Annotated in this window: 16 protein-coding genes; 4 read left to right on the top strand and 12 right to left on the bottom strand. The window is 38.4% G+C overall.

The window, feature by feature from the left end; all coding sequences use genetic code 11:
• Positions 1–198: 198 nt before the first annotated feature.
• On the top strand, positions 199–2,883 hold the full coding sequence (locus ABD009_RS11525; RefSeq protein ID WP_343825537.1) for a PAS domain S-box protein: 2,685 nt from the start codon (positions 199–201) through the stop codon (positions 2,881–2,883).
• Positions 2,884–3,101: 218 nt separating this feature from the next.
• On the top strand, positions 3,102–4,055 hold the full coding sequence (locus tag ABD009_RS11520; protein WP_343825535.1) for a GGDEF domain-containing response regulator: 954 nt from the start codon (positions 3,102–3,104) through the stop codon (positions 4,053–4,055).
• Positions 4,056–4,078: 23 nt separating this feature from the next.
• On the opposite strand, the gene ABD009_RS11515 is transcribed toward ABD009_RS11520, so the two are convergent.
• The 9 genes from ABD009_RS11515 to ABD009_RS11475 all read right to left on the bottom strand — a co-directional run bounded on the left by ABD009_RS11515 (position 4,079) and on the right by ABD009_RS11475 (position 13,296).
• The gene (locus ABD009_RS11515) at positions 4,079–5,341 is read right to left on the bottom strand and encodes an ammonium transporter (protein ID WP_343825533.1); all 1,263 of its coding nucleotides are present in this window, start codon (positions 5,339–5,341) and stop codon (positions 4,079–4,081) included.
• A gap of 8 nt (positions 5,342–5,349) precedes the next feature.
• Positions 5,350–5,688 carry a P-II family nitrogen regulator gene (locus ABD009_RS11510; RefSeq protein WP_155696182.1) on the bottom strand — a complete coding sequence of 113 codons (339 nt, stop codon included), beginning with the start codon at positions 5,686–5,688 and terminating at the stop codon, positions 5,350–5,352.
• A 152-nt stretch (positions 5,689–5,840) separates the two neighbouring features.
• On the bottom strand, positions 5,841–6,893 hold the full coding sequence (locus ABD009_RS11505) for an ABC transporter ATP-binding protein (RefSeq protein ID WP_343825530.1): 1,053 nt from the start codon (positions 6,891–6,893) through the stop codon (positions 5,841–5,843).
• Between the two features lie 9 nt (positions 6,894–6,902).
• On the bottom strand, positions 6,903–8,528 hold the full coding sequence (locus ABD009_RS11500) for an ABC transporter permease (protein WP_343825528.1): 1,626 nt from the start codon (positions 8,526–8,528) through the stop codon (positions 6,903–6,905).
• Between the two features lie 24 nt (positions 8,529–8,552).
• A complete protein-coding gene (locus ABD009_RS11495; RefSeq protein ID WP_343825526.1) occupies positions 8,553–9,566 on the bottom strand; it encodes an extracellular solute-binding protein in 1,014 nt (337 codons plus the stop codon).
• Positions 9,567–9,722: 156 nt separating this feature from the next.
• Entirely contained in the window at positions 9,723–9,998 is a 276-nt protein-coding gene (locus tag ABD009_RS11490; protein ID WP_155696186.1) for an HU family DNA-binding protein, read from the bottom strand.
• A 131-nt stretch (positions 9,999–10,129) separates the two neighbouring features.
• Positions 10,130–11,488 (bottom strand): NADP-specific glutamate dehydrogenase, encoded by a 1,359-nt coding sequence (gene gdhA / locus ABD009_RS11485; RefSeq protein WP_343825524.1) that lies wholly within the window; start codon positions 11,486–11,488, stop codon positions 10,130–10,132.
• Positions 11,478–12,860 carry a Na+/H+ antiporter NhaA gene (gene nhaA, locus ABD009_RS11480; RefSeq protein WP_343825521.1) on the bottom strand — a complete coding sequence of 461 codons (1,383 nt, stop codon included), beginning with the start codon at positions 12,858–12,860 and terminating at the stop codon, positions 11,478–11,480. Before nhaA ends, gdhA begins: the two co-directional genes overlap by 11 nt.
• Positions 12,853–13,296 (bottom strand): hypothetical protein, encoded by a 444-nt coding sequence (locus ABD009_RS11475; RefSeq protein ID WP_343825519.1) that lies wholly within the window; start codon positions 13,294–13,296, stop codon positions 12,853–12,855. Before ABD009_RS11475 ends, nhaA begins: the two co-directional genes overlap by 8 nt.
• A 327-nt stretch (positions 13,297–13,623) precedes the next feature.
• On the opposite strand from ABD009_RS11475, the gene ABD009_RS11470 reads away from it, so the two are divergent.
• Both ABD009_RS11470 and ABD009_RS11465 read left to right on the top strand, forming a co-directional pair.
• Complete coding sequence (locus tag ABD009_RS11470; RefSeq protein WP_343825517.1) at positions 13,624–15,294, top strand: diacylglycerol kinase family protein; 1,671 nt, start codon at positions 13,624–13,626, stop codon at positions 15,292–15,294.
• Positions 15,291–16,037 (top strand): PRC-barrel domain-containing protein, encoded by a 747-nt coding sequence (locus tag ABD009_RS11465; RefSeq protein WP_343825515.1) that lies wholly within the window; start codon positions 15,291–15,293, stop codon positions 16,035–16,037. The genes ABD009_RS11470 and ABD009_RS11465 overlap by 4 nt, the downstream gene beginning before the upstream one ends.
• Before the next feature lie 60 nt (positions 16,038–16,097).
• Here ABD009_RS11465 and ABD009_RS11460 read toward each other — a convergent pair whose 3' ends face one another.
• The 3 genes from ABD009_RS11460 to ABD009_RS11450 all read right to left on the bottom strand — a co-directional run bounded on the left by ABD009_RS11460 (position 16,098) and on the right by ABD009_RS11450 (position 21,977).
• Positions 16,098–17,438 carry a sigma-54 interaction domain-containing protein gene (locus ABD009_RS11460; RefSeq protein WP_343825513.1) on the bottom strand — a complete coding sequence of 447 codons (1,341 nt, stop codon included), beginning with the start codon at positions 17,436–17,438 and terminating at the stop codon, positions 16,098–16,100.
• Positions 17,439–17,455: 17 nt separating this feature from the next.
• Complete coding sequence (locus tag ABD009_RS11455; RefSeq protein WP_343825510.1) at positions 17,456–19,759, bottom strand: ABC transporter substrate-binding protein; 2,304 nt, start codon at positions 19,757–19,759, stop codon at positions 17,456–17,458.
• Between the two features lie 76 nt (positions 19,760–19,835).
• Positions 19,836–21,977: a GumC family protein gene (locus tag ABD009_RS11450; protein ID WP_343825508.1), complete on the bottom strand. Its 2,142-nt coding sequence runs from the start codon at positions 21,975–21,977 to the stop codon at positions 19,836–19,838.

Below are 21,977 nucleotides of genomic sequence, written 5' to 3'. Positions count from 1 at the left end.
ACTAATAAAACACGTAATTTTCCTAAAAAACTCAAAAAAAACAGATACTAGCAGTCATTAACAAAAACACTTGTACCCATGATAAATACATGAATTTATTTGATTTTTAACTTTTTTGGACTTCTATTCATTTTTGCGCTAAAAACTAGTATTAGTTCCTCGTCTTAAATTGATGTTGGTTTTTTATTTGGAGTTGTAATGCAAGTTACAAATATGGATAGCTTTTTTTACAGCGACTATATGCCTCATGGCCACTGTTACATGTGGCAGCCTCACATACTCTGGACAAATGTCATTGCAGACCTCCTTATTGCAGCGGCGTACTTTTCAATTCCTATTGCTCTAATGGTATTCGCCAATAAACGTCCCGATATTGGTTATCAGAAAGTTGTTTGGCTATTCTCCTTGTTCATTTTATTTTGTGGTATCACTCATCTATTCGGCATTGTCACTATTTGGCAAGGTATGTATGGCTGGCATGGATTGCTTAAATCAATGACAGCCATAGTGTCCATTTCAACGGCTATATATCTATATCGAATTCTCCCAACCCTAATTACGATTTCCACCCCCAAACAAGTCGAGGGAATTAGGCAAGAGCTCAATTCGGTTTCTCAAGAACGTAATCAACTATCAATGCAAATTGAACAACAAAAACTAGTTCAATTTATGCTAGATACTATGCCAATAGGAGCATGTTTACTCGATACAAGCCTTAAAGTTACTTTATGTAATGAGTCGTTTTATCAAGACACTGCAATTAATAAGGGTGACGAAATAGGTTTATCGTTGTTCAGCTTAATTGAAAGTACCGACCATGAGGGAGTAAAAGCCTTAGCGTCGCTAGTAAAAAATGTACAAAAAGACACACCTATAACATTAGATAAAAAAGTTATCGTCCAGCTGAAAAGACTTAATGACGAAGCATTTCCTGCAGAAGTTCGAATAGCAAAAAAAGTTTTTAATGAATGCGATTACTATATTTTTACGGTACAAAACCTAACCGAAATCGAAGATATCAAACACCAACTTTTTGAATCAAACAAAAAATTACAACGAGCAATTGACGCAGCAGAAGATGGAATTTGGGAATACAATATTGAGTCCAACTCCATTAACTGGTCTCATAGGTTTAATGAGTTAATAGGCGCCAAGGATAAGTTACCTTCTATTAAAGTTTGGACAGAGCATATACATGAAGACTATGTTGAATCCACTATTGAAAAGTTCAAGAGCGGATTTAAAACCAGTAAACGCTTCTCCATAGAATATTTAGGTATTAATTCAAAAGGTGAGTTCGGCTGGTTTAATTTAATAGGTAAAACCACATTTAACGAATTGAACGAGGCTGCAACGGTTTCTGGCTCTTTACGGTATATACAAGATAGCAAAGTTTTAAAGCGTCAAGTTGCAGAAAAAACTGAGTTACTAAATGCAATATACGAAGGCGCAAATAACTCCATATGGGTTGTCGCTGTAGAGAAAAACCAACAGTTCCGCTTCTTACTATTTAACCGTGCAGCGAGTGAAAAGCTTGGTCCTCAACCTGAAAATATAGCGGGAAAATGTCTTTCAGAAATCGACAAAAATGTATTAAGTGAAACGGTTGTTACTAAACTCACGGATCATTTGCAGGCCTGTGTAGATGTTAAATCCATTAGTGAATACACAGAAATGATACCGATGAATGGCAAACCCTATTGGTACTATACTTCTCTTTATCCCATTTTAGAAAATGGGAATGTTGTAAAAATTGTAGGCTCTTCTATTGATATTACTTCCCAAAAAGATATTGAACTTCAACTTAGTGAAAACAAGGTTTTCTTAGAGAACATACTAGACTCAAGTATATGTGCCGCTAGTTTATTCGATTTAACGATACAAAAAGTCATTAAAATAAATCAACGCTATACGGATATATTAGGGTACACCCTGGAAGAAATAAACAGTCACCAAAATAGGCTGGATTTATACCACCCGGAAGATTTAAGTAAAATTTCTACTCATCTCGAAGTGGTAATCCAATCCCCCTTAAACAACTCACATTCGATTGAATACCGATATAAGCATAAAAGCGGAGAGTGGAGATGGTGTCGCACCTATACCTCTGTTATTAAGCGTGATGTTAATAACAACCCTCTAATCTTACTGACTACTTTTATTGATATCTCAGAGCAGGTTCAACTTTTAGAATCACTTCAGGAGTCTAATGCTTATCTAGAACGCTTTGCCATGGTTGCATCTCATGATCTCCAAGAGCCACTAAGAAAAATAGTCACCTTCAGCGGGTTACTTTCCGATACCTTGAAAAATCAATACAGCCTAGATGATGACAGCAAATATCAGTTTGATCGTATACAAGATGCAGCAAATAGAATGAGGATAATGATTTCCGATATTTTAGGTTTGTCACAGATTAGTAGCTTCTCTGTGCAAAAATCAAAAATCGAATTAGGTGAAATTGTTGCAATAGCACAAGATCAACTGCAATTTGTTATAGAAGAGAGCGGTGCAGAAATTACCATAACGAATGGTGAGACATTGCTGAACGTAGATAAGTCACTGATGGTTCAATTGATTCAGAACTTACTTAGCAATGCCATCAAATTTAGGTCAGAGAAATTGCCGCTTATTAGTGTAATTGCGGAAAATACCGAATATTCGACTAAGATAATAATTAAGGACAATGGAATAGGCATGGAAAGTAAGTATTGCAAGCAAATATTTGAGCCATTTAAGCGGTTACATAGTAAAGACAAATATCAAGGCAGCGGTATTGGATTAGCAATTTGTAAACAGATTTGTAAAGTTCACAACACTAGCATTGAATGCTCTAGTGAAGTAGGTGTAGGTACAACATTTACCATCACACTGCCAAATTAACGGAATTACAATAAATTAACAACAACGGGCAGTAAAGTAGACTCCCGGCAATATTACATATAGCAATTACGTTTCAAAAGGATACAGAAATGAAGTATGAAATAGCGGCCACACCCAAGGTTTTAGCAAAAATAATTAATAAGCCATATATGGACTTATTTATGTTGGAAAAAGGCAGCCCGTTTAAATATTGTAAATTATCGAAGGTACGTTAAAAAATGAATGACCAACTAATATACTTGTTAGAAGACAGTAAAGATGACGTTTACTTGGTTAAATCAATGTTAATCGGTAATTTTAAATCTCATTTTAAAATGTCTAATTATGAGACAGTTGCCGACTTGGAAGCTGGTATGAAAAGTATGTTGCCAGACCTTTTAATAATAGATCTTAATTTGCCTGATAGCGTAGGCTTAGAAACGCTTGTTAAGGTAAAAAAGTTTGCTAAGGACTTTCCTATTATAGTCCTTACCGGTTATGACGACGAGGTAACCGGAGAGCGAGCAATACAGTTAGGCGCGCAAGACTACATTCCAAAATCAGATTTACACAAATCACTATTGTTACGCTCAATTCGATTTTCAAAAGAACGCTTTGCACTAATGAAAAGCCTTGAGGAAAACGTATTTAGAGATGCATTAACGCTGCTTAATAATCGTGAGTCGTTCAATGTTAAGCTCGAAGAGATGGTCAATGAGGGAGCTCGATATGAAAAGTCTTTTGCTCTGTTATTTATAGACTTAGACAACTTTAAGCAAATAAATGACGAGTACGGTCATCTTGTTGGTGACCAAATATTGAAGTCTGTTGGTTCTCGTTTAAATGTCTTTAACCGTGGATCTGATTATGTCGCTCGTTATGGCGGCGATGAGTTTGTATTACTCGCTCCCAACATCTCAGAGTTAACCCATCTAAGACAGCTAGCCAAAATAAAGTTTGATGTTATTAGTGGCGCTTATGCAGTAGAAACTTCTCAACAGGCAGTAAAGAATATCATTGTAGAAGCCAGCATTGGCGGAGCTATTTTTGATATCCATGGTAAATCAGCTAATGAGTTACTCAAATCGGCTGATGAAGCCATGTATAAAGCAAAAACGCAGCAAACCGGGATAGCCATTGCTGATACCCCGGAATTACGTGAATTTGTTAATAGCTCTAAAGCTCAAGAGTAAATTCAATGTTTATTTAGAGTTCATTATTTAATGAACTCTGGATAAGCATCAACACCGCATTCAGAGCGGTCGACCCCTTCATATTCCTGCTGTTTAGTAACCCTTAAGCCAACGACTTTATCTAGTATCCACCAAACAGCTGAGCTGCTCACAAATACCCAAACAAATATTGTTAACGCACCAGCAACTTGACCCACTAGCAGTACATCCGGATTTGTAATAGGAACAATGAGTAAGCCCAACAAACCGACAACACCATGCACAGAAATAGCACCTACAGGATCATCAATTCTCAGTTTATCTAAACCAAGAATTGAAAATACGACGACAATCCCTGCAATTAGACCAAATAGGCTTGCCGTTAATGCTGTTGGCGTTGAAGGCTCCGCAGTAATCACTACGAGTCCGGCTAGTGCGCCATTTAAGGCCATTGTTAAATCCGCTTTTTTAAACAAAACCATACTGGTTAATAGCGCTCCTATTACTCCGCTAGCCGCAGCAGCATTCGTATTTAAAAATACCATTGCAACGCTGTTGGCACTGCCAATATCTGACAGTTTAAGCACCGAACCACCATTAAAGCCAAACCAACCCATCCATAAAATAAATGTACCTAACGCAGCAAGTGGCATATTGGCACCTGGAATAGCCACAGCTTTCCCTGTAGGTGTATATTTACCAGTTCTTGCGCCTAAAAAGAGTACGCCTGACAGGGCAGCAGAAGCGCCAGCCATATGCACAATGCCTGAACCTGCAAAGTCAGAAAAACCCAAGTCTTCTAGCTTGAACATGCCAAAGACTGACGCACCATTCCAAGTCCATGCGCCTTCAATAGGATAAATCACGCCGGTCATGACTACAGCAAAAGCTAAAAATGCCCATAGTTTCATTCGTTCAGCAACGGCACCTGAAACAATCGACATAGCCGTTGCAACAAAGACCACTTGAAAGAAAAAGTCCGATGCGGAGGAATATACTGCATCACCTAATAATGGGTTTTCTTTTTCAGCAAATGACGCCAATACCTCAGACTCTTGAACGCTTTCAATTGCAATTAAACCCAGCCCGCCATCATACATAATGGCGTAGCCGCAAAGTAAATACATGATGCACGAAATAGAATATAGCGCGATGTTTTTGGTGAGTATTTCTGTTGTGTTTTTAGATCGAACTAAGCCCGCTTCTAACATTGAAAAGCCAGCAGCCATCCACATGACCAGTGCGCCACAAACTAAAAAATAGAACGTATCTATGGCATATTGTAAATGAGAAATTTGTACTTCCATGTCGCCTCCTAAATTGCGTTAACGTCAGTTTCACCGGTACGAATTCGAATAACCTGCTCTAGGCTTGTCACGAATATCTTGCCGTCACCTATACGACCTGTACCTGCAGTTTCTAAGATCACTTCAATTAATCTATCTACCTGATCATCTAGCACAGCGATTTCTAGTTTCATTTTTGGCAAAAAATCCACTTGGTATTCTGCGCCCCTATACAATTCGGTATGGCCTTTTTGTCGTCCAAACCCTTTTACTTCCGATACGGTTAAGCCTTCAATGCCTATATCACTGATAGCCTCCCTTACATCATCTAACTTGAATGGTTTTACAATCGCGGTGACCATTTTCATATTATTATTCTCCTTAAGTTTGCAAAAACTATTGGAAGAACAATGCCAAAAATTAAACACCTGATTTTAAAGGAAATATTACACTGCTCGATTTTGGGGCAAAAAAAAAGCACCAAATTGGTGCTAAGTTTTATGTATTTGGTGCAATCACTCTAAAAGTAAACCTGTTTGATGGGCTGTTTGATTCTTACTCTTACTTTTTGATTATAAAATGAATCGTGCGTTCTTACTTTGATAGACTGATCATGCCAAGTCAGTGTGCTCTCATAAAATTCCCCTACAAACCGCTCACTGGCAATGGAAAAAGATGGGCCTGCATTACTAGTGTCACTCTCATTAAGAGCGTTCAATCCTATTTGATGAGGTCTAAGATAGACTTTTATAGTTTCACCTACTCGACCACTCAAGTCTGTCTTTCCTTTATATGGTAAAGGCCCCCACTCACTTTGTAACTCGGACTCGCTTTTGATGACCGCTGGCAACCATACTCCTGCACCTATAAACTCTGTGACAAATTCATTTACTGGGTAATCAAATAAGTCAGAAGGCGTGTCTATTTGGGCTATTTCACCTTGGTGTAAAACGGCGATTTTGTCACAAAAAATAAAAGCTTCATTCTGATTATGAGTAACAAAAAGCGCTGCTGTTTTAGTCGACTTTAAAATATCTCTAATTTCTTCAATTAGCTCAAAGCGAAACTGAGGATCTAAATTAGAGAAAGCTTCATCAAATAACAATAAGTCCGGCTGCGTTGCTAATGCTCTCGCGATAGCGACACGTTGCTGCTGACCACCTGAAAGCTGATGAGGATAGCTGTTTTTATACTCAGCCATTTTTATCAACGCTAACAGCTCATCCCCTTTTTTATGACGAGCTTTTTTCTCGACACTCTGGATCCCAAAAGTAATATTCTCAAATACCGTCAAATGAGGAAACAGCGCATAGTCTTGAAATATAAGTCCTATATTACGTTGCTCTGTAGGCAAGTTAACCGTACTTGAGTTTAAAACCTTACCTGACAAGACAACATCGCCAGTGGTTTGTTTTAAAAGTCCTGTTACCGCTTTTAAAATTGTACTCTTACCGCTTCCTGAAGGTCCAAACAGCGCTACAATTTCACCACTCGCAATTGACAGATCCAACCCTTTAATTACGGCATACTCACCATAATTTACAGACAGGTTTTTAATTGATAGCAACGACATGAAAGCTTCCTAATTCTGTTTTTGTTCAATGGAGCGATTAATAAAAATAAGCGGAATTAATCCAACTATAACGATAAGTATTGCGCCAAGGGCAGCTTGTTCAAGTTGCTCATCGCTAGCAAACTGAAATACGTATGTGGGCAATGTTTCGAAATCAAAAGGTCTAAGCAATAGTGCTGCTGGTAATTCTTTCATGCTTTCTACAAAAATTAATAAACCGGCTACCAAAGCGCTGCGCTTTAGAAGCGGCCAATGAACCTGCCTAAACAGTCTATTTGGCTTCGCCCCCAAACTTTTTGCGGCCCAATCGTAACTTTTATTAAGTTGCTGAAAATTCGTTTTAATATTGTTATTGGCGACAGCAGCAAATCTAACAATGTGGGTAAATATAATCGCTACCACGGTTCCACTTAATATGAGTCCAGGAGCTTCAAGGTCAAATGATTCAGCCGTACTGTTTAGCCAATGATCCAAACCACTAAAGGGAATAATAACCGCAATCGCTAAAACCGTGCCTGGCACTGCATAACCCATATTTGCCAGATTAAACCAAGATTGATTAGCTAAAGACTTATTTTCTCGCAACGAAACATTGATAACGAGTGATATTAGTAAGCTAATTACCGCTACAGCGATTGCAATATATGTACTGTTCCAAGCATACATTATTACTTCCATTGACCAAACGTCTTGATAGTAATCAATGGCATAGCTCAGCAAGGTTAATGCAGGCACTGCAAAACCAAGAACAAAAACAAGGCTACAGAAGAGGAATGCGAACACATTCTGCTTACCCGTTAATTTATAGCTAAGAGGTTGAACAGACATTTTTGCACTGTTGCTGTCTTTACCTCTTTTGTTTGTTTTGTGTTCTAAAATAATCAGAGCAAAAACACCAACAATCATTAGCATTGATATTTTAGCAGCACTAGCCAAGTCATAATAACCTAGCCAAGTATCGTAAACAGCGGTGGTTAACGTATTAACAGCAAAATAATAGACGGTAGCAAAGTCAGCAATAGTTTCCATTAATACCAACGAAATAGCGGCTACAATAGAGTTTTTTGCTATAGGTAATGAAACGGAAAAGAAGCTCTTGAGTGGTGAATAACCTAAGGTTCTGGCCGCGAGTGTTAATGACGCATTTTGATTTAAAAAGTTAGCTTTTGCCATTAAATAAACGTAGGGAAACAAAACTAAAGATAGCATTGCAGCCGCCCCGCCTAACGATCTGATTTCAAAGAACCAATAATCATCGGGTGACGACCAACCAAACGTATTTCTTAAAAAGGTTTGAAGCGGCCCTGCGTAGTCAAGCAGGTCAGTATATGTATAAGCTATTAAATAGCCAGGCATTGCCAAAGGTAAAACTAATGCCCAATTAAAAAGGTGTTTTCCTGTAAATTCACAACATGCTATTAACCATGCTAATGGCACGCCTATTAAAGTCACAATGATACCTACCAGCGTCATTAACAACACAGTGTTAATAATATAGTCAGCAAGTACTGTATCTCTTATGTGCTCAAAACTTTGTCCAGTCTCTGTCATAGCTGTAAACAGCAGAGCAAAAATAGGTAACGCGATGAGTAAAGCAAGAAAGGCTGACGCAGAGGTCAGCCTATTAAATTTCAAATGCATGTTTTAATTAATAGAATCTTATAAATCAAATTTTACTTTATCAACCAATTGTAAAGCTTGCTCTCTATACTTAGCAACTTCTGTTAAAGAAATATTATCTTCTTTAAAGTCACCCCAGCTCAAAACCATTTCTGAAGGCTTAACACTTGGGTTAACTGGGTATTCCATATTAACTGAAGCATATTGCTCTTGAGCTGATTTACCAACTAAGTAAGCAATTAACGTTTCTGCGTTCGCTTTGTTCGGTGCATATTTTGTTAATACCGCACCTGATACGTTAATGTGTGTACCACGGTTATCTTGGTTTGGGAAAACTAGATTAACAGCATCCGCCCAAGGCTTTTGGTTTTCGTCAGTCAGCATTTTGCCATAATAGTAGCTATTTCCTAAAGAAACTTCGCACAGCCCTTCTTTGATCGCTTTAACTTGGCCTCTATCATTACCTTGCGGCTTACGAGCTAAATTAGCTTTAACGCCTTTTAACCAAGTTTCAGTCTCAGCTTCTCCGTGATGCGCAATCATTGATGCGATCAGACCTAAGTTATACGGGTGTTTACCACTTCTGGTACAAACTTTACCTGATAAAGCTTCACCTGAAAGGTCTTCATAAGAAATAGTTGATGTATTTAAATTAGATGACTTACTTACATAAAGTGAGCGAGCACGTTTAGTTAATGCAACCCAGTGCCCGGCTTCATCTCTAAACTGACTAGGAACGTTCTTGTCTATTTGCTCAGACTTAATCTCTTGCGTTAGACCTTCGCCTTTAAGTTGTAGTAATTTATTGAAGTTTGACGTCAATACAACGTCTGCAGGACTGTATTTACCTTCTCTTTTTAAGCGCTCTATCAAGCCTTTTTTAGAGAATACTACTTTTGTTTTAATACCAGTTTCCGCTGTAAATTGCTCCAATATAGGCTCAATAAGAAACGGCTGGCGGAAAGAGTAGATATTTACCGTTTCTGCGCTAAATGCAGAAGTTGAAATCAAAGAAGTGAAAAGTGTTAATGCGACTAAAAATATACGTTTCATTATGTACCCTTTGTTAGTGTTATCTATTTTCTAATTGAGAATGATTCTCATTTATTTTAACTAACGTTTTAACAATGTACAGAATTATTTAGTTCCGAATATAAAAAAAGCCTCTAATGAGGCTTTTTTTGTCAACTTATCGAGAGACTCGGTAAATTATGCGTTAACTGCATCTTTGATTGCTTTACCAGCTTTGAAAGCAGGAACTTTTGCAGCAGCAATTTGAATAGTTTCACCAGTTTGTGGGTTACGGCCTGTGCGAGCTGCACGGTCGTTAACTTTGAAAGTACCGAAACCAACTAAAGAAACGTCGCCGCCTTTAGCAAGTTCTTCAGTTACTGTAGAAACTAGGCTGTTAAGTGCACGTTCTGCATCAGCTTTAGTCATGTCAGCACTTTGTGCCATTTTTTCGATTAGTTCACTTTTGTTCATTATTTTATCCTTTAGTTGAGACAAGGCTTATCCTATGGAACCTATTTCTAAAATTCAACAGTTGTTTGCCTATTATCGACAAAAACCACCATTTTTTTGCTATTTTGTTGCTATATAAAGCGTTTCAAGCCTTATACCCCTTGAGCTAACATGGCTTTTGCTAAAATATGGAAGCCTGCAATACTTGCTCCCTTTTCATAATCAACGCTACCATTTTCAGTTTTTCCGCATTCTGCACATTGTGCATGGATATGTTTCATTATGTCCTGCAAACGCCCATCAAGGTATTCAAAGGTCTGACTTTCAAAACCGGCATTTTGAGACATTTCTAACCCTGATACCGCTACTCCACCAGCGTTTGATGCTTTGCCTGGTATGTAGCAACAATCATTTGCGCCATGAATCGCCGCAATTGCTTCGGACGTACAAGGCATATTCGCGCCACAAATAACAACTTTACAACCGTTATCAATCAGCTGTTTAGCCTCTTTGCCATTCATCTCATTCTGAGTTGCGCAAGGTATCGCTACATCACATTGATACTGCCAAGGCTTTTCTCCAGCGCGCCATTCAACCTCAGACTTTTTAGAATCTTCTTCAGAAAATGAAAGCAGAGTATTATCTTTTATATTGTCGTATTTTATTAGCCAATCAATATCGCTTTTAGTAAAGCCCTTGGCTTTGTAAAGCACTCCCCTGGAGTTTGACAGAGTAATTACCTTAGCTTTATTTTCTAACGCTTTTTTCGCAGCATAAAGCGCCACATTACCTGCGCCTGACACCGTAACCTTAAGACCTTCAATAGTCATGCTCTTTAATGCAAGTACGTGCTTTAGAAAATAGATAACACCAAAACCAGTGGCTTCAGTTCGTACTAAGCTACCACCCATTTCTAGTGCTTTACCCGTTAATACTCCACTAAACTGGTTTCTGATTTTCCTATATTGACCGTATAGAAAACCAATTTCTCTAGCGCCCACATTAATATCTCCCGCAGGCACGTCCACATTTGCGCCAATATGACGATAAAGTTGGGTCATAAACGCTTGGCAAAAGCTCATGATCTCATGGTCACTTTTCCCTTTTGGATTAAAGTCCGATCCACCTTTACCACCACCAAGAGGCAAGCCAGTCAGCGCGTTTTTAAAACACTGTTCAAAAGCCAAAAACTTAATTACTGATTCGCTTACCGTAGGGTGAAAACGAAGGCCACCTTTGTAAGGACCAATCAAGTTAGATTGCTGAACTCGCCAACCACGGTTTAATTGTGCACAACCATCATCATCTAACCATTCAACTTTAAATGAAATTATTCTGTCTGGCTCAGTTAAGCGTTCAAAAATACGATACCGACGGTACTGTTCAGTGTCATCAAGTTCTCCCGCAACATTGTCTAAAATTTCGGTTACCGCTTGGATAAACTCTTTTTGATTTGGATTACGCTCTTGAATGCGTTGTTTTAATTCAGCTACATATTGGCTATCCGGCATACTGATTCCCTTTTTTTACTTTATTTGAAGGAGCAACTTTGAACAAAATATAACCTAACACACCCGCAAATAAAGAGGTGAAAAGAATTGCGGTTTTGGCAATCTCTTGTGTGGCTAGATCCCCTGCAAAGCCTAATCCCGTGATGAATATCGACATGGTGAAACCAATTCCCCCTAGCATACCTAAACCAACCATATGCCACATGTTTAAACCTTGGGGTAACTTGCCAATTCCTGTCTTTATAGTTAGCCATACCATCAGCGGAATACCGATCCCTTTACCAACAACAAGGCCTAAAAATATTCCCCAGGCTAGCGTGCTATTAAGTGTTGAACTTAAACTAGATGCATCAAGTTGAACACCTGCATTTGAGAAGGCAAAAACAGGCAGCACCAGCAAACCTACAGGAGTGTGAAGTAACTTCTCCCAGCGCCTTAGCGGAGTTGTAGCTTGGTTAGCAGTGTTTTTTAACTCATCGGCAAGTTGATGCTGAGTTTTCGATGCAAGTACAGGCTGATTTGCACCTCGATTAATGACTAAACGCTGGAACCGCTGTGTTACTTTGGCAAGTCGTTCAACCATTACAGACGCTTTATACTTTGGCCTAGCAGGTATTGCTGCTGCGATTAATATGCCAGCAATAGTCGCGTGAATTCCTGAACTCAATACAGAAAGCCATAGTAAAACACCGATAACTAGGTACCAAAAAGGCCTTCTAATACCTAAATAATTAAGCACAAATAACAATGCGGTTAGTACTGCAGATAAAGCAATATACAACGCGTTGATACTATCCGTGTAGAAAATGGCAATAACCATAATGGCACCAATATCATCAATAATGGCTAAACCCGTTAAAAATGAAAACGCTGCCAGTGGAGCTCTAGAGCCAAGCAGTGCTAAAATCCCTACAGCAAACGCTGTATCAGTTGCCATTGGGATGCCCCAACCTGCTATATAAGGTGTCCCTAAATTTAAAGTGGCAAAAATAATAGCTGGGAAAAACATTCCTCCAGCCGCCGCGGCTAAAACTGGAATTAAGTTACTTGGTGAGCTTAAGTCTCCAACTAAAACTTCTCGTTTTATTTCCATGCCTAACAACAAGAAGAACAACGCCATCAGGCCGTCATTAACCCAATGTAAAACGGACATTTGATAAAGGTTATCGTTTATAGCAAAACCAAACATGCTATGAAGCCCTGCATACACTTGTTCAGCAAAACCTGAATTGGCAAAAGCGAGCGCAACGACCGTTGTTAGCAATAAAACTTTACTACTTGTAGTTTGGTCTGCGATAAAGCGCTGAAATGGATTGAGCAGTTTCTCTACCTTTTTTTCAATGCCCGGTACGGCTACCTCTTCCTTATGCATAACGCTCTCCCTTTTGATTACGTGTCATTTTGGTCAAGATATCAACAACATTAAAATACGTTGCAATAAGATCAGCAATATATCGCTTTTCTTGTTCCGGCTCGGATTCTTTAAATGCTTTTCTTAGCTTAGATAGGTTTGCCGACTCCACTTGTAAACGTTGCTCCAACAAAGATAACTCCGGTGTGGACGTATTCCCTACTCGCATTTGATTAAGGTTATTGTTCCAACTACAAAAGAGTTCATGTAGCGGTCCTGTCCATTTAGATTTGGTTTTCCATTTACCTACTTTTTCATGGATTTCTTGAAATACACTCGATACTTTAATTAACCCATGACGAATAGAAAGATCCTCAACATGATTTGCTAACTCACTGTAAAACTGACTTGCTTCTAAAAAAGCAACCTCAGGAAGATTTGGGTTATTTGATGTCATATACAACCTACTTACTTTAAAACATTACCTTACTAAAGCTAGGTTTATGCCATTTATAAAACAAACAACAAAATGGTATAAATAACAGCAAGTTGAAAATTTAAACTGCGATTATCACACCCTCTTGTTAGTAAAAATTCGAGATGTCTGAGAATAATTAACATAACAACAATGTAAAAATTACAGTATGTTCCTTCAGATACTTTTAAAAGATGGCAAAAGATCAATAACAATCTATAATTTTCATATACTTACAAGATAGGCATGGTTTTAGCAAAGACCTAAGTTCGTTTCTAAAATGTTAGCGCTAAGTTAACTGAGGTTAATATGTACATCGAATATTTATATGGAATTTTTGGCGGTCTTCTTGCCTATCTCGCAAGCCTAACTGACTCTATCATCCTCAGTATTCTTCTGAATTGGATAGCTATATCGTTGCTGGTTGTATTTGTTGGGTATATGACAAATCAGCCAAGAATATTTAGGAAACGAACCGACGGCAGCATACCGGCTATTATCAGAATTATTTTTCTACCCTTTATGATTGGTGTGCAGCTTTATAACTATGCCGCAAAAAGCAAAGATGCTAAAAAGGATCGTCACTACATTCACCACATTCAAGATGATATTTATCTTGCCAGTCGCTTGTCAGCAGAAGAAGCCTTAGAACTTGAAGAACATGAAGTAAAAGCAGTGCTAGATGTTACTGCCGAATTTGACGCATTGGATTGGAGCAGTCGTTTTATAGATATGGATTATCTTAACATTCCAATTTTAGACCATCGAAGCCCTACCACTGAACAACTAAGGCAGGCATTAAACTGGATAGACAATAAACGCAGACAGAACAAGCCTGTAATGGTGCACTGTGCTTTAGGTCGTGGTCGTTCATTATTTTGTGTTGCTGCATATCTACTTGCAAAACATCCTGAGCAAGAAGTAAGAGATGTTTTATCAAATATAACCGATATTAGAAACCAGGCAGGCTTAAACAAAAAGCAATTGAAGCGCCTTATTCAATACAGAGAAGCAGGTTTACTAAAATTAATGCAACCAGCTTGGTTAATTGCTAACCCGGTTTCAGGCCAAGGCAAGTGGCCAAAGTATCAATTAAAAATACAAGCTTATTTAGAACAAAAGTTTAACTTAAAAGTGGTTGAAACCACGGAAGAAAAGAGTGCTCAAGATTGGGCAAAAGAAGCAGTTGCTAGTAAAACCTCAATGGTCATTGCAGCTGGTGGCGACGGAACTCTTGCTGAAGTGGCGACAGAACTAACCGGCTCGGACATAAAATTTGGTATCATCCCACTTGGTACAGCAAACGCACTGGCTCACACCCTTTTTGGTATTTCGAGCAAAGTAATTCCAATAGAAACAGCCATTAAACATATTGTTAGCGACAATACCGTGAGTATGGATACGGCAGTATGCAATGACAAAACTATGTTACTCGTTGCTGCGGTGGGTATTGAGCAGAAAATGATAAACTCTGCTGACCGAGAAACTAAAAACCAACTGGGTCAGTTTGCCTATTTACATGGCTTCTGGGAGGCCCTCAACACAGAAGAAAACTTGGATTTAATGGTGCAGTTTGATTCTGAGCCAGCACAGAACATAAAAACAAAAAGCTTGGTTATTGCTAATGCTGCGCCATTTTCTACGGTTCTTGCGCAAGGAGATGGCAACCCTAACTTCCATGACGGTTTATTAAATATTACTTGGTTTGATGAAAAGAATGAATTTATTGAAAACATTGCAGATGTTGCAAGTTTAGCAATAGCAGGGCTTTCCGAATCGGCCGCACCAGACTCGATTCACACAGCAAAAGCTAAAAAAATAACGATTAGAAGTAAAACACCTATTGGCTATGTAATTGATGGTGAAACGTTTGAATCAGATCATATTCAAATTCTGGTGCAACCTGCTTCTTTAAACATTCTGCTTGACCCAGATACGCCTACCGCAATTTCTGCAAAATCAGATGGAGACGAATCATGAACATCAATATTCAGAAAATTTTAGGTTTCACAATACGCACAATTGACGGTGAATATGGCACTGTTTCTGATGTACTGTTCTCCCATAAAGATCATGTAATACGTTACCTTGTTGTCGATCCTCAAAAGTGGAATCCATTAAGTCGTAAAGTTTTAATTTCGCCTATCTCAGTGTATTACATCAATATTGATGCTGAAGAGGTATGCCTAAGCATAGATATAGAAAAGATAAAAGCAGCGCCAGGCATCGAAGAACATGAAACCGTGTCTCGACACTTTGAATCTGAGCTTTATCGCTATTATGGTTATGGATACTACTGGATGGGAGCGGATTTGTGGGGGATGAGTTCAGATCCAGCATTACTAAGGCCACACAATGTATTAGATCAATCAACGCCGGATATACTAGAAAGTGACATTCCGCTGCGTTCGATCAATGAAGTTTGTGGTTATTTAGTTAAAACCGACGATGATAAACATCATCAAATGGCAGACTATATCTTTAATACTAAATCTTGGAAAATAAGCTTTGCCGCTGTTGATGCTCAAAACGGCATGATCGCAACTGAGCGTTGTTTAATAAAGGTAGATGCAATTGAAGAGTATAACTGGCATCAACAGTTGATAACGTTGCAAATATCTTCTCATCAGTTGTTAGGCAACCCTCACTTTGAGAGCAATCTACTTAATAGTGAGCCCTTTTTAGCAATGATGGAACTATCTGCAACTATAAATCAAAAATGATGTGCTAAATTTATTGTTAGCACATCTCAGTTTAATTAAAGAAACTTAAGTACAGTGGAATTAATCTTCACTGTACTTTTCAAGCTTGTTGTACAAAGTTTTAACACTAATACCTAGCTTATCTGCTGTTTCAGATTTATTCCCTTTATTCTTCTCAAGATTTTTTTCTATCGCTATTTTCTCAATATCTTCTAAAGGAACATCCAAAGGAATACCCTCAGATAAGGCAGACTCCTCAGGACTAGACATATCATCAAATAGTATATGCTCGGCGCCGATAACGTCCTCAGCTAAAATAAAACTGCGCTCTACTACGTGCTTAAGCTCCCTAACATTACCAGTCCACTGATGTGACTCTAAGAGCGCTATGGCTGCAGCCGAAAGAGACTTTGACGCACTGTTCTCCATGTTCCTGTACGCTAAAAAGTGCTGCGCTAAACCTAAAATATCAGTACTTCTTTGTCTTAGCGGTGGCAACTGCAATGGGAACTGGGCTAAACGGTAATATAAGTCTTCACGAATAAACTCACTCATGGATTCATCCATTACACGGTTAGATGCAGCGACAACACGAACATTGCACTTTAAAACTTTATCACTGCCAACCGGTCGGTATTCACCGGTCTCAAGTACTCTAAGCAACTTTACTTGGTGCTCCAATGGCATCTCGGTGATTTCATCTAAAAACAAGGTACCTTTATCGGCCTGTTCAAATACACCTTTGTGATCTCGATTAGCGCCAGTAAACGCCCCTTTAACATGCCCAAACAGTTCACTTTCTACTAACTCTGGGCTTAAAGCGCCACAGTTTACCGCTATAAAAGGGCCTGATGAACGGTCGCTAACGAGGTGTATTGTATTAGCCACTAACTCTTTACCAGTGCCGCTTTCACCATTTACAAAAACATTTGCTTCTGTAGAAGACACTTTTCGTAGCGTCCTATAAAGCTTTTTCATTGGCGTTGATGAACCTAGTAGCAAACCAAATTGATCTAGAACACTGGTTTTAGCTGACTTGGAAACGTGCTTTTGCTCACTCAATTCTTCAATTAATTCGCTTAACGTAGCGTTAATGCTTTCATAATCATAAGGCGAACGAAAATGATAAGTAACGCCGTTAAACATTGCTTGGTCTATATAAGGGTTTGGTTTGCCATCACTGAATAAAACAACTTCAGTATTTGACTCTTGATTAATTTCTTTCAATAGCGCCAAGTCAGCCGCAGTAAATTTATTGGCTTGGATAAGCGCGATGTCAGCATCATTGTCTTTAAGTTGAAACAAGGCTTCACCAGGTTCAGAGGCATAATAAGACTGTTTACCTGGGCCAGATACATTGGTCTGTATAGACTTAAGAAGCGCAGTATCCGTAAGGTCAATCAAAAAGGTTAAACTAGTCATAACGTCCTATTGTTAAATTATTCGGGTTTAGAAAGAAAACGATTTAAGGTTTCATACATTTCTTTGATATTTATGGGCTTTCCGATGAACTCGTCAAAGCCCGCCTCCTTATATTCTTTTATATCGTCCACCATAATATTTGCTGAAATGGCGATAACTGGTAACGCTGAAAAGTCTTTTTTTATAATTTTGCAAGCCGATACACCATCTAACACGGGCATCTGAATATCCATCAATATCAAATCATATTTATTTTTTAAGATATGCTCAACTGCAATTTGCCCATCATCAACAATGTCAAAGTCACAATTGGTTTTCGTCATTATGGCTCGAAATAAGATTTGATTCACCTTATTATCTTCCGCAATTAAAATACGTTTAGATGTAAAGTCAGGAACTTCTATTTTATCCGACGAATCTTGGCTCTTTTGCTGAGTTTCAGATTCACTCTTTTTCAACGGTAATGAAACAGTAAAGCAACTTCCTTTACCTACTTCACTTGTTACCCTAACTGAACCCGCCATTTGAGATACCAGCATATCTGTAATAGCCATACCAAGCCCTGTACCTCCAAAGCTCCTAGTGGTTGAACTATCAGCCTGCTCAAAGCGGTGGAATAGTTTGCCCACTGCCTCTTCATCCATTCCTATACCGGTATCAGCAACGCTAAAACAGAGTTGGCTCTGATTAGGCACCTCTACTTCACTGTAAATTTTTATAGTCACAGAACCTTGATTAGTAAACTTTACGGAGTTTGAAACAATATTGGTCAAGATCTGCAGAACTCGTGTCGAGTCTCCCTGCCAAAGGTCATGAAAGTCCTCATCAACTTGCACTACTAACTCTATGCCTTTGTTCTTTGCCAATACCATTTGAAAGCTCACTACCTGTTGGACAATGCTTTGGAAAGAAAAAGGTGCCTCGTCGAGCGATAACTTTCCAGCTTCAATTTTGGAAAAATCCAAAATATCATTAATGATAGTAAGCAAAGACTTAGTTGAGACTAAAGCTTGATCAGTTAATTGTTTTACGTTGCTTGTAAGCGGCTCCATAGAAATTAACTGCAATGTACCTAAGATACCATTCATTGGGGTTCTAACTTCATGGCTCATGTTAGCCAGAAAAGCAGATTTAGCAGCTGTAGCGACCTCGGCCTCTTGTTTTGACTTGTCTAGCAACTCGTTTTTTTCTTTTAATAATTCTATATTGTGCGTTAAATAATCATTAGACAATTCAAGGGCAATCGTCTTGTCTTTGACCATTGTTTTTAATCGCCGATTAAATACAACCTGGTAACCCAAAAAGACTAAAACCAAGCTAGTGATAAGGGCAATCGCTAAAATCACGTTAGTGGTTATTTTATAAGGCTTTTCAATATAGTCAGTGAGTAATAGCCCGTTTATTGAGGAATCACTAGGCGCCATTTTTAGATCTTTGTAAGATTTTGCTATTCTTTCAAAACGTTCTGGATACATAGTCCCTAGTGGTACAAAAGACTCTTTAATTAAATTTTGAGTTGACTTGGCTTCAAGTTCTAACTGTTTGCGGTCTAACTTAGGTGCGTACTTCAATAAGATAATATCAATTGCTTCTTTAGGGTTCGACAAGGCGTCTTGCCAGCCCTTTCGAGCAGCTTCGACAAATCGTTGAACACTTTCCAAGTTACGCTCTACTCGATTTTGAGAAGTGAATATGAGATCCCCATAGAAATCAATTCCATAACTGCCAGGGTCTAGCACATTAACTTTATAGCCAGCACGTTCATACAAATGCGGTTGATTAGAAGTATAGGCGGACATTGCATCTGCTTTATCATCCACAAGAGCCCAATTGTTGAAGCTATGTGGAACAGCGGTATAGTCACTCTCACCTATATTAAATAGTTGTAGCATTGCCTGTAAGGACGCATCGTCCACAGAACGCTGATACATAATACGTTTGCCGACTAAGTCGTAGGGACTCTTAATGTCGTTTTCTTTAAGACTCATTAACACAAGAGGGCTAGATTGAAAGATAGTTGAGGCGATGACAATTTTCTTTTGTAGCAATCTTTGCAGTACAACACTGGAGTCAGCAATACCAAAGTCTGCTCGGCCCTCCAAAACATCGTCCACTGGTGATGTTTTAACATTCCGCTCTAATATGGTTACATCAAACCCAGCATCTGCGAAATAACCTTTTTCCAAGGCTACATAGTACCCAGCAAACTGAAACTGGTGCATCCACTTTAATTGCAATGAAACTGGCTCTAGCGCTCTCGGCATTGCAGAAAAAGAAGTAAAGATACTAATTAACAATAGTAAAAAATGAATACTGCGCACACGATACTCCTTTAATATTTAAGAATAATCATAGCGTAAGTCCCACAAACTGACATATCAAAACAAAGATATATTTTTATGCAGTGCGGGCTCTAGAAAGGTCAGGTTTCAGGTATTTTGAATAGGCACCAGTATAGTATTTTTCAGTCTTTTTAACTTTATTTAAGACAATACCGCCAACGATAATATTAGCTTGAGCCAGCTCTTCTAAACAGTTACTTAATTCGTTTTGGCTGGTTTTTTCAACATCAACAATTAGATATATACTATCTACGTGCTTAGAGATAACAAACGCGTCGCTTACCGACATCACTGGCGGACATTCTAAAACAACACGTTCGTAATTGGATTTTAACGCATCTACTATTTTTTTGAGTCTTGGTTGAGACAAAAATAAAAGAGGATTCTTAGATTGGAACCCAGCAGTAAGAACATGGTATTTGTACTCGGTATCTCGATGAATACTTTCACTTAACTTCTGCTTTTTAGCGATAAGATTTGTTAAACCTGGGCTATTAACATTAATACCTAAAGCGTCACCGATTGATGGAAAACGCAAATCGGCGTCAACAAGAATGGTTTTTTCTAGCTCTGAAAAGCTATGGGCTAATTGAATAGAAAGACTAGATTTACCGTCGTTTGGCGTTATTGACGTTATCGCAATAACCTTTTGACGCGATAACTTGCCATCAAGCAGAATATTGGTTCTGGTTGAGCGCATCGCTTCCATGAAGTTCATGTGTTTTGCAGAGTCCAATTTAAACAAAGGTTTTTTTCTGGTTCCACGAACTCTAATTTTAGGGATCACACCAATAATTTTTGTATTGTACGATCTTGCTACTTTTCTAAATTGTAATACCTTACTGGCAAGCATAGCTTCAATAAGTACTATCATTGCCGCTAATAAGGCACTGGCTAACGCGGCTAACGTATAGGTCAATACCGTTTTTTTGTTATTGGGGCTAGAGCTAACTTCCGCTTTCTCAACCACTAATAAGTTGGATGCATTAGCTAAGTCACGCATCATTTCAGACTCTTTTAGTCGCTTCATTAGATTTTCATAAAGCTCTAAATTTGCATCAAACTCACGTCGTAACTTCTGGTATTCAAACTCAATCATACCTAAATCCCTGAGCCTTGAAGTCGCCTCAGTTAGAGCTTCGTCAACTGACGAAAGGTTAGACTTTTCGAGCTGTAGGGTTTTATCAATGGTCTTAATATGACTATCTAATTCAAGCGTGACATCAGAACGAGCGTCTTCAAATAGCAGCTTAGCTTTTATATACGCTGGGTGTTTAGGGCCGTAGCGCAATTTAACTTGTCCAAACGCTTCCTGAGTATTCTGAAGTTTTATTTTACTTTGACCAAGTGCTTTAGCCCTAGCAACTGCTGGAATACTAAACAACTCTTCCGGAGAAGACTTATGTTTGAGTATCTGTTGCTTTAATATCTGTAATCTTTCAACTTCACGTGTGGTGTCGTAACGTTCTTTTGTCAACTTTTCTAATTTAGACTTTTCTACCGCTATCGCGCTATTTATATCAATAAAACCATGCTCATTTTGATGTTCAGATATTCGTTGTTCTGCATCTAAGAGGTTTTGTTTTACACCAGATAATTTAGACTCAAGCCAATAAGCATTATCTTTATTTTTGCCTTCCATTATTTCTTCTTTAAAAGTAATAAATGTTTTAGCAATTTCGTTAGCAACAATGGCTGAATGGCTAGGAGAATGTGACTCGTAAGATACTCTAACTAAGTTAGTACCTGCTTTAGGTGCAACCTTAATATTCTCACTTAGAATATCGATGGCGAAAGAACGGTTTTTTACTAGTAATTGTTCCGAATGGATAAAGGGCTCATAACCTGACTGCATTTGATAATGTACGTTATGAATCAAGTTTAAATTATCTACTATTTGTCCGGCAAAACGACGACTTTGTAGCAACTCCAACTCAGTCTCGGTATTGTCTGCTACGGTAAGTCCACTTGTCATTATATTTTGAATGGCATCTGCTTTTGACGATGTTTCTTTAAACATGATTAAAGTAGAAGAAGTAAAGCGGTCTGGCACTTTTAGAAGGTAGTTATAAGTAAGTACACCTGAGAGCAAAACACACAGCAGCAAAAACCATTTTCTCGACCAAACGATAGAAAACAGTTCTCCTAAATCAATAACATCATCTAATTGATGAATTTGCTTATTTTGCTCTTCCAT

The sequence above is a fragment of the Psychrosphaera haliotis genome, from assembly GCF_039523615.1.
GTDB classification, from domain to species: Bacteria; Pseudomonadota; Gammaproteobacteria; order Enterobacterales; family Alteromonadaceae; genus Psychrosphaera; species Psychrosphaera haliotis.
Note: the sequence above shows the minus strand (reverse complement) of the source record. Positions and strands in the feature narration are given on the sequence as shown.

Excerpts from the sequence above, each read along its gene's own strand:
- ABD009_RS11525 (WP_343825537.1), top strand. The coding sequence starts at position 199 with ATGCAAGTTACAAATATGGATAGCTTTTTTTACAGCGACTATATGCCT.
- ABD009_RS11520 (WP_343825535.1), top strand. The coding sequence starts at position 3,102 with ATGAATGACCAACTAATATACTTGTTAGAAGACAGTAAAGATGACGTT.
- ABD009_RS11515 (WP_343825533.1), bottom strand. The coding sequence starts at position 5,341 with ATGGAAGTACAAATTTCTCATTTACAATATGCCATAGATACGTTCTAT.
- ABD009_RS11510 (WP_155696182.1), bottom strand. The coding sequence starts at position 5,688 with ATGAAAATGGTCACCGCGATTGTAAAACCATTCAAGTTAGATGATGTA.
- ABD009_RS11505 (WP_343825530.1), bottom strand. The coding sequence starts at position 6,893 with ATGTCGTTGCTATCAATTAAAAACCTGTCTGTAAATTATGGTGAGTAT.
- ABD009_RS11495 (WP_343825526.1), bottom strand. The coding sequence starts at position 9,566 with ATGAAACGTATATTTTTAGTCGCATTAACACTTTTCACTTCTTTGATT.
- ABD009_RS11490 (WP_155696186.1), bottom strand. The coding sequence starts at position 9,998 with ATGAACAAAAGTGAACTAATCGAAAAAATGGCACAAAGTGCTGACATG.
- gdhA (WP_343825524.1), bottom strand. The coding sequence starts at position 11,488 with ATGCCGGATAGCCAATATGTAGCTGAATTAAAACAACGCATTCAAGAG.
- nhaA (WP_343825521.1), bottom strand. The coding sequence starts at position 12,860 with ATGCATAAGGAAGAGGTAGCCGTACCGGGCATTGAAAAAAAGGTAGAG.
- ABD009_RS11475 (WP_343825519.1), bottom strand. The coding sequence starts at position 13,296 with ATGACATCAAATAACCCAAATCTTCCTGAGGTTGCTTTTTTAGAAGCA.
- ABD009_RS11470 (WP_343825517.1), top strand. The coding sequence starts at position 13,624 with ATGTACATCGAATATTTATATGGAATTTTTGGCGGTCTTCTTGCCTAT.
- ABD009_RS11465 (WP_343825515.1), top strand. The coding sequence starts at position 15,291 with ATGAACATCAATATTCAGAAAATTTTAGGTTTCACAATACGCACAATT.
- ABD009_RS11460 (WP_343825513.1), bottom strand. The coding sequence starts at position 17,438 with ATGACTAGTTTAACCTTTTTGATTGACCTTACGGATACTGCGCTTCTT.
- ABD009_RS11450 (WP_343825508.1), bottom strand. The coding sequence starts at position 21,977 with ATGGAAGAGCAAAATAAGCAAATTCATCAATTAGATGATGTTATTGAT.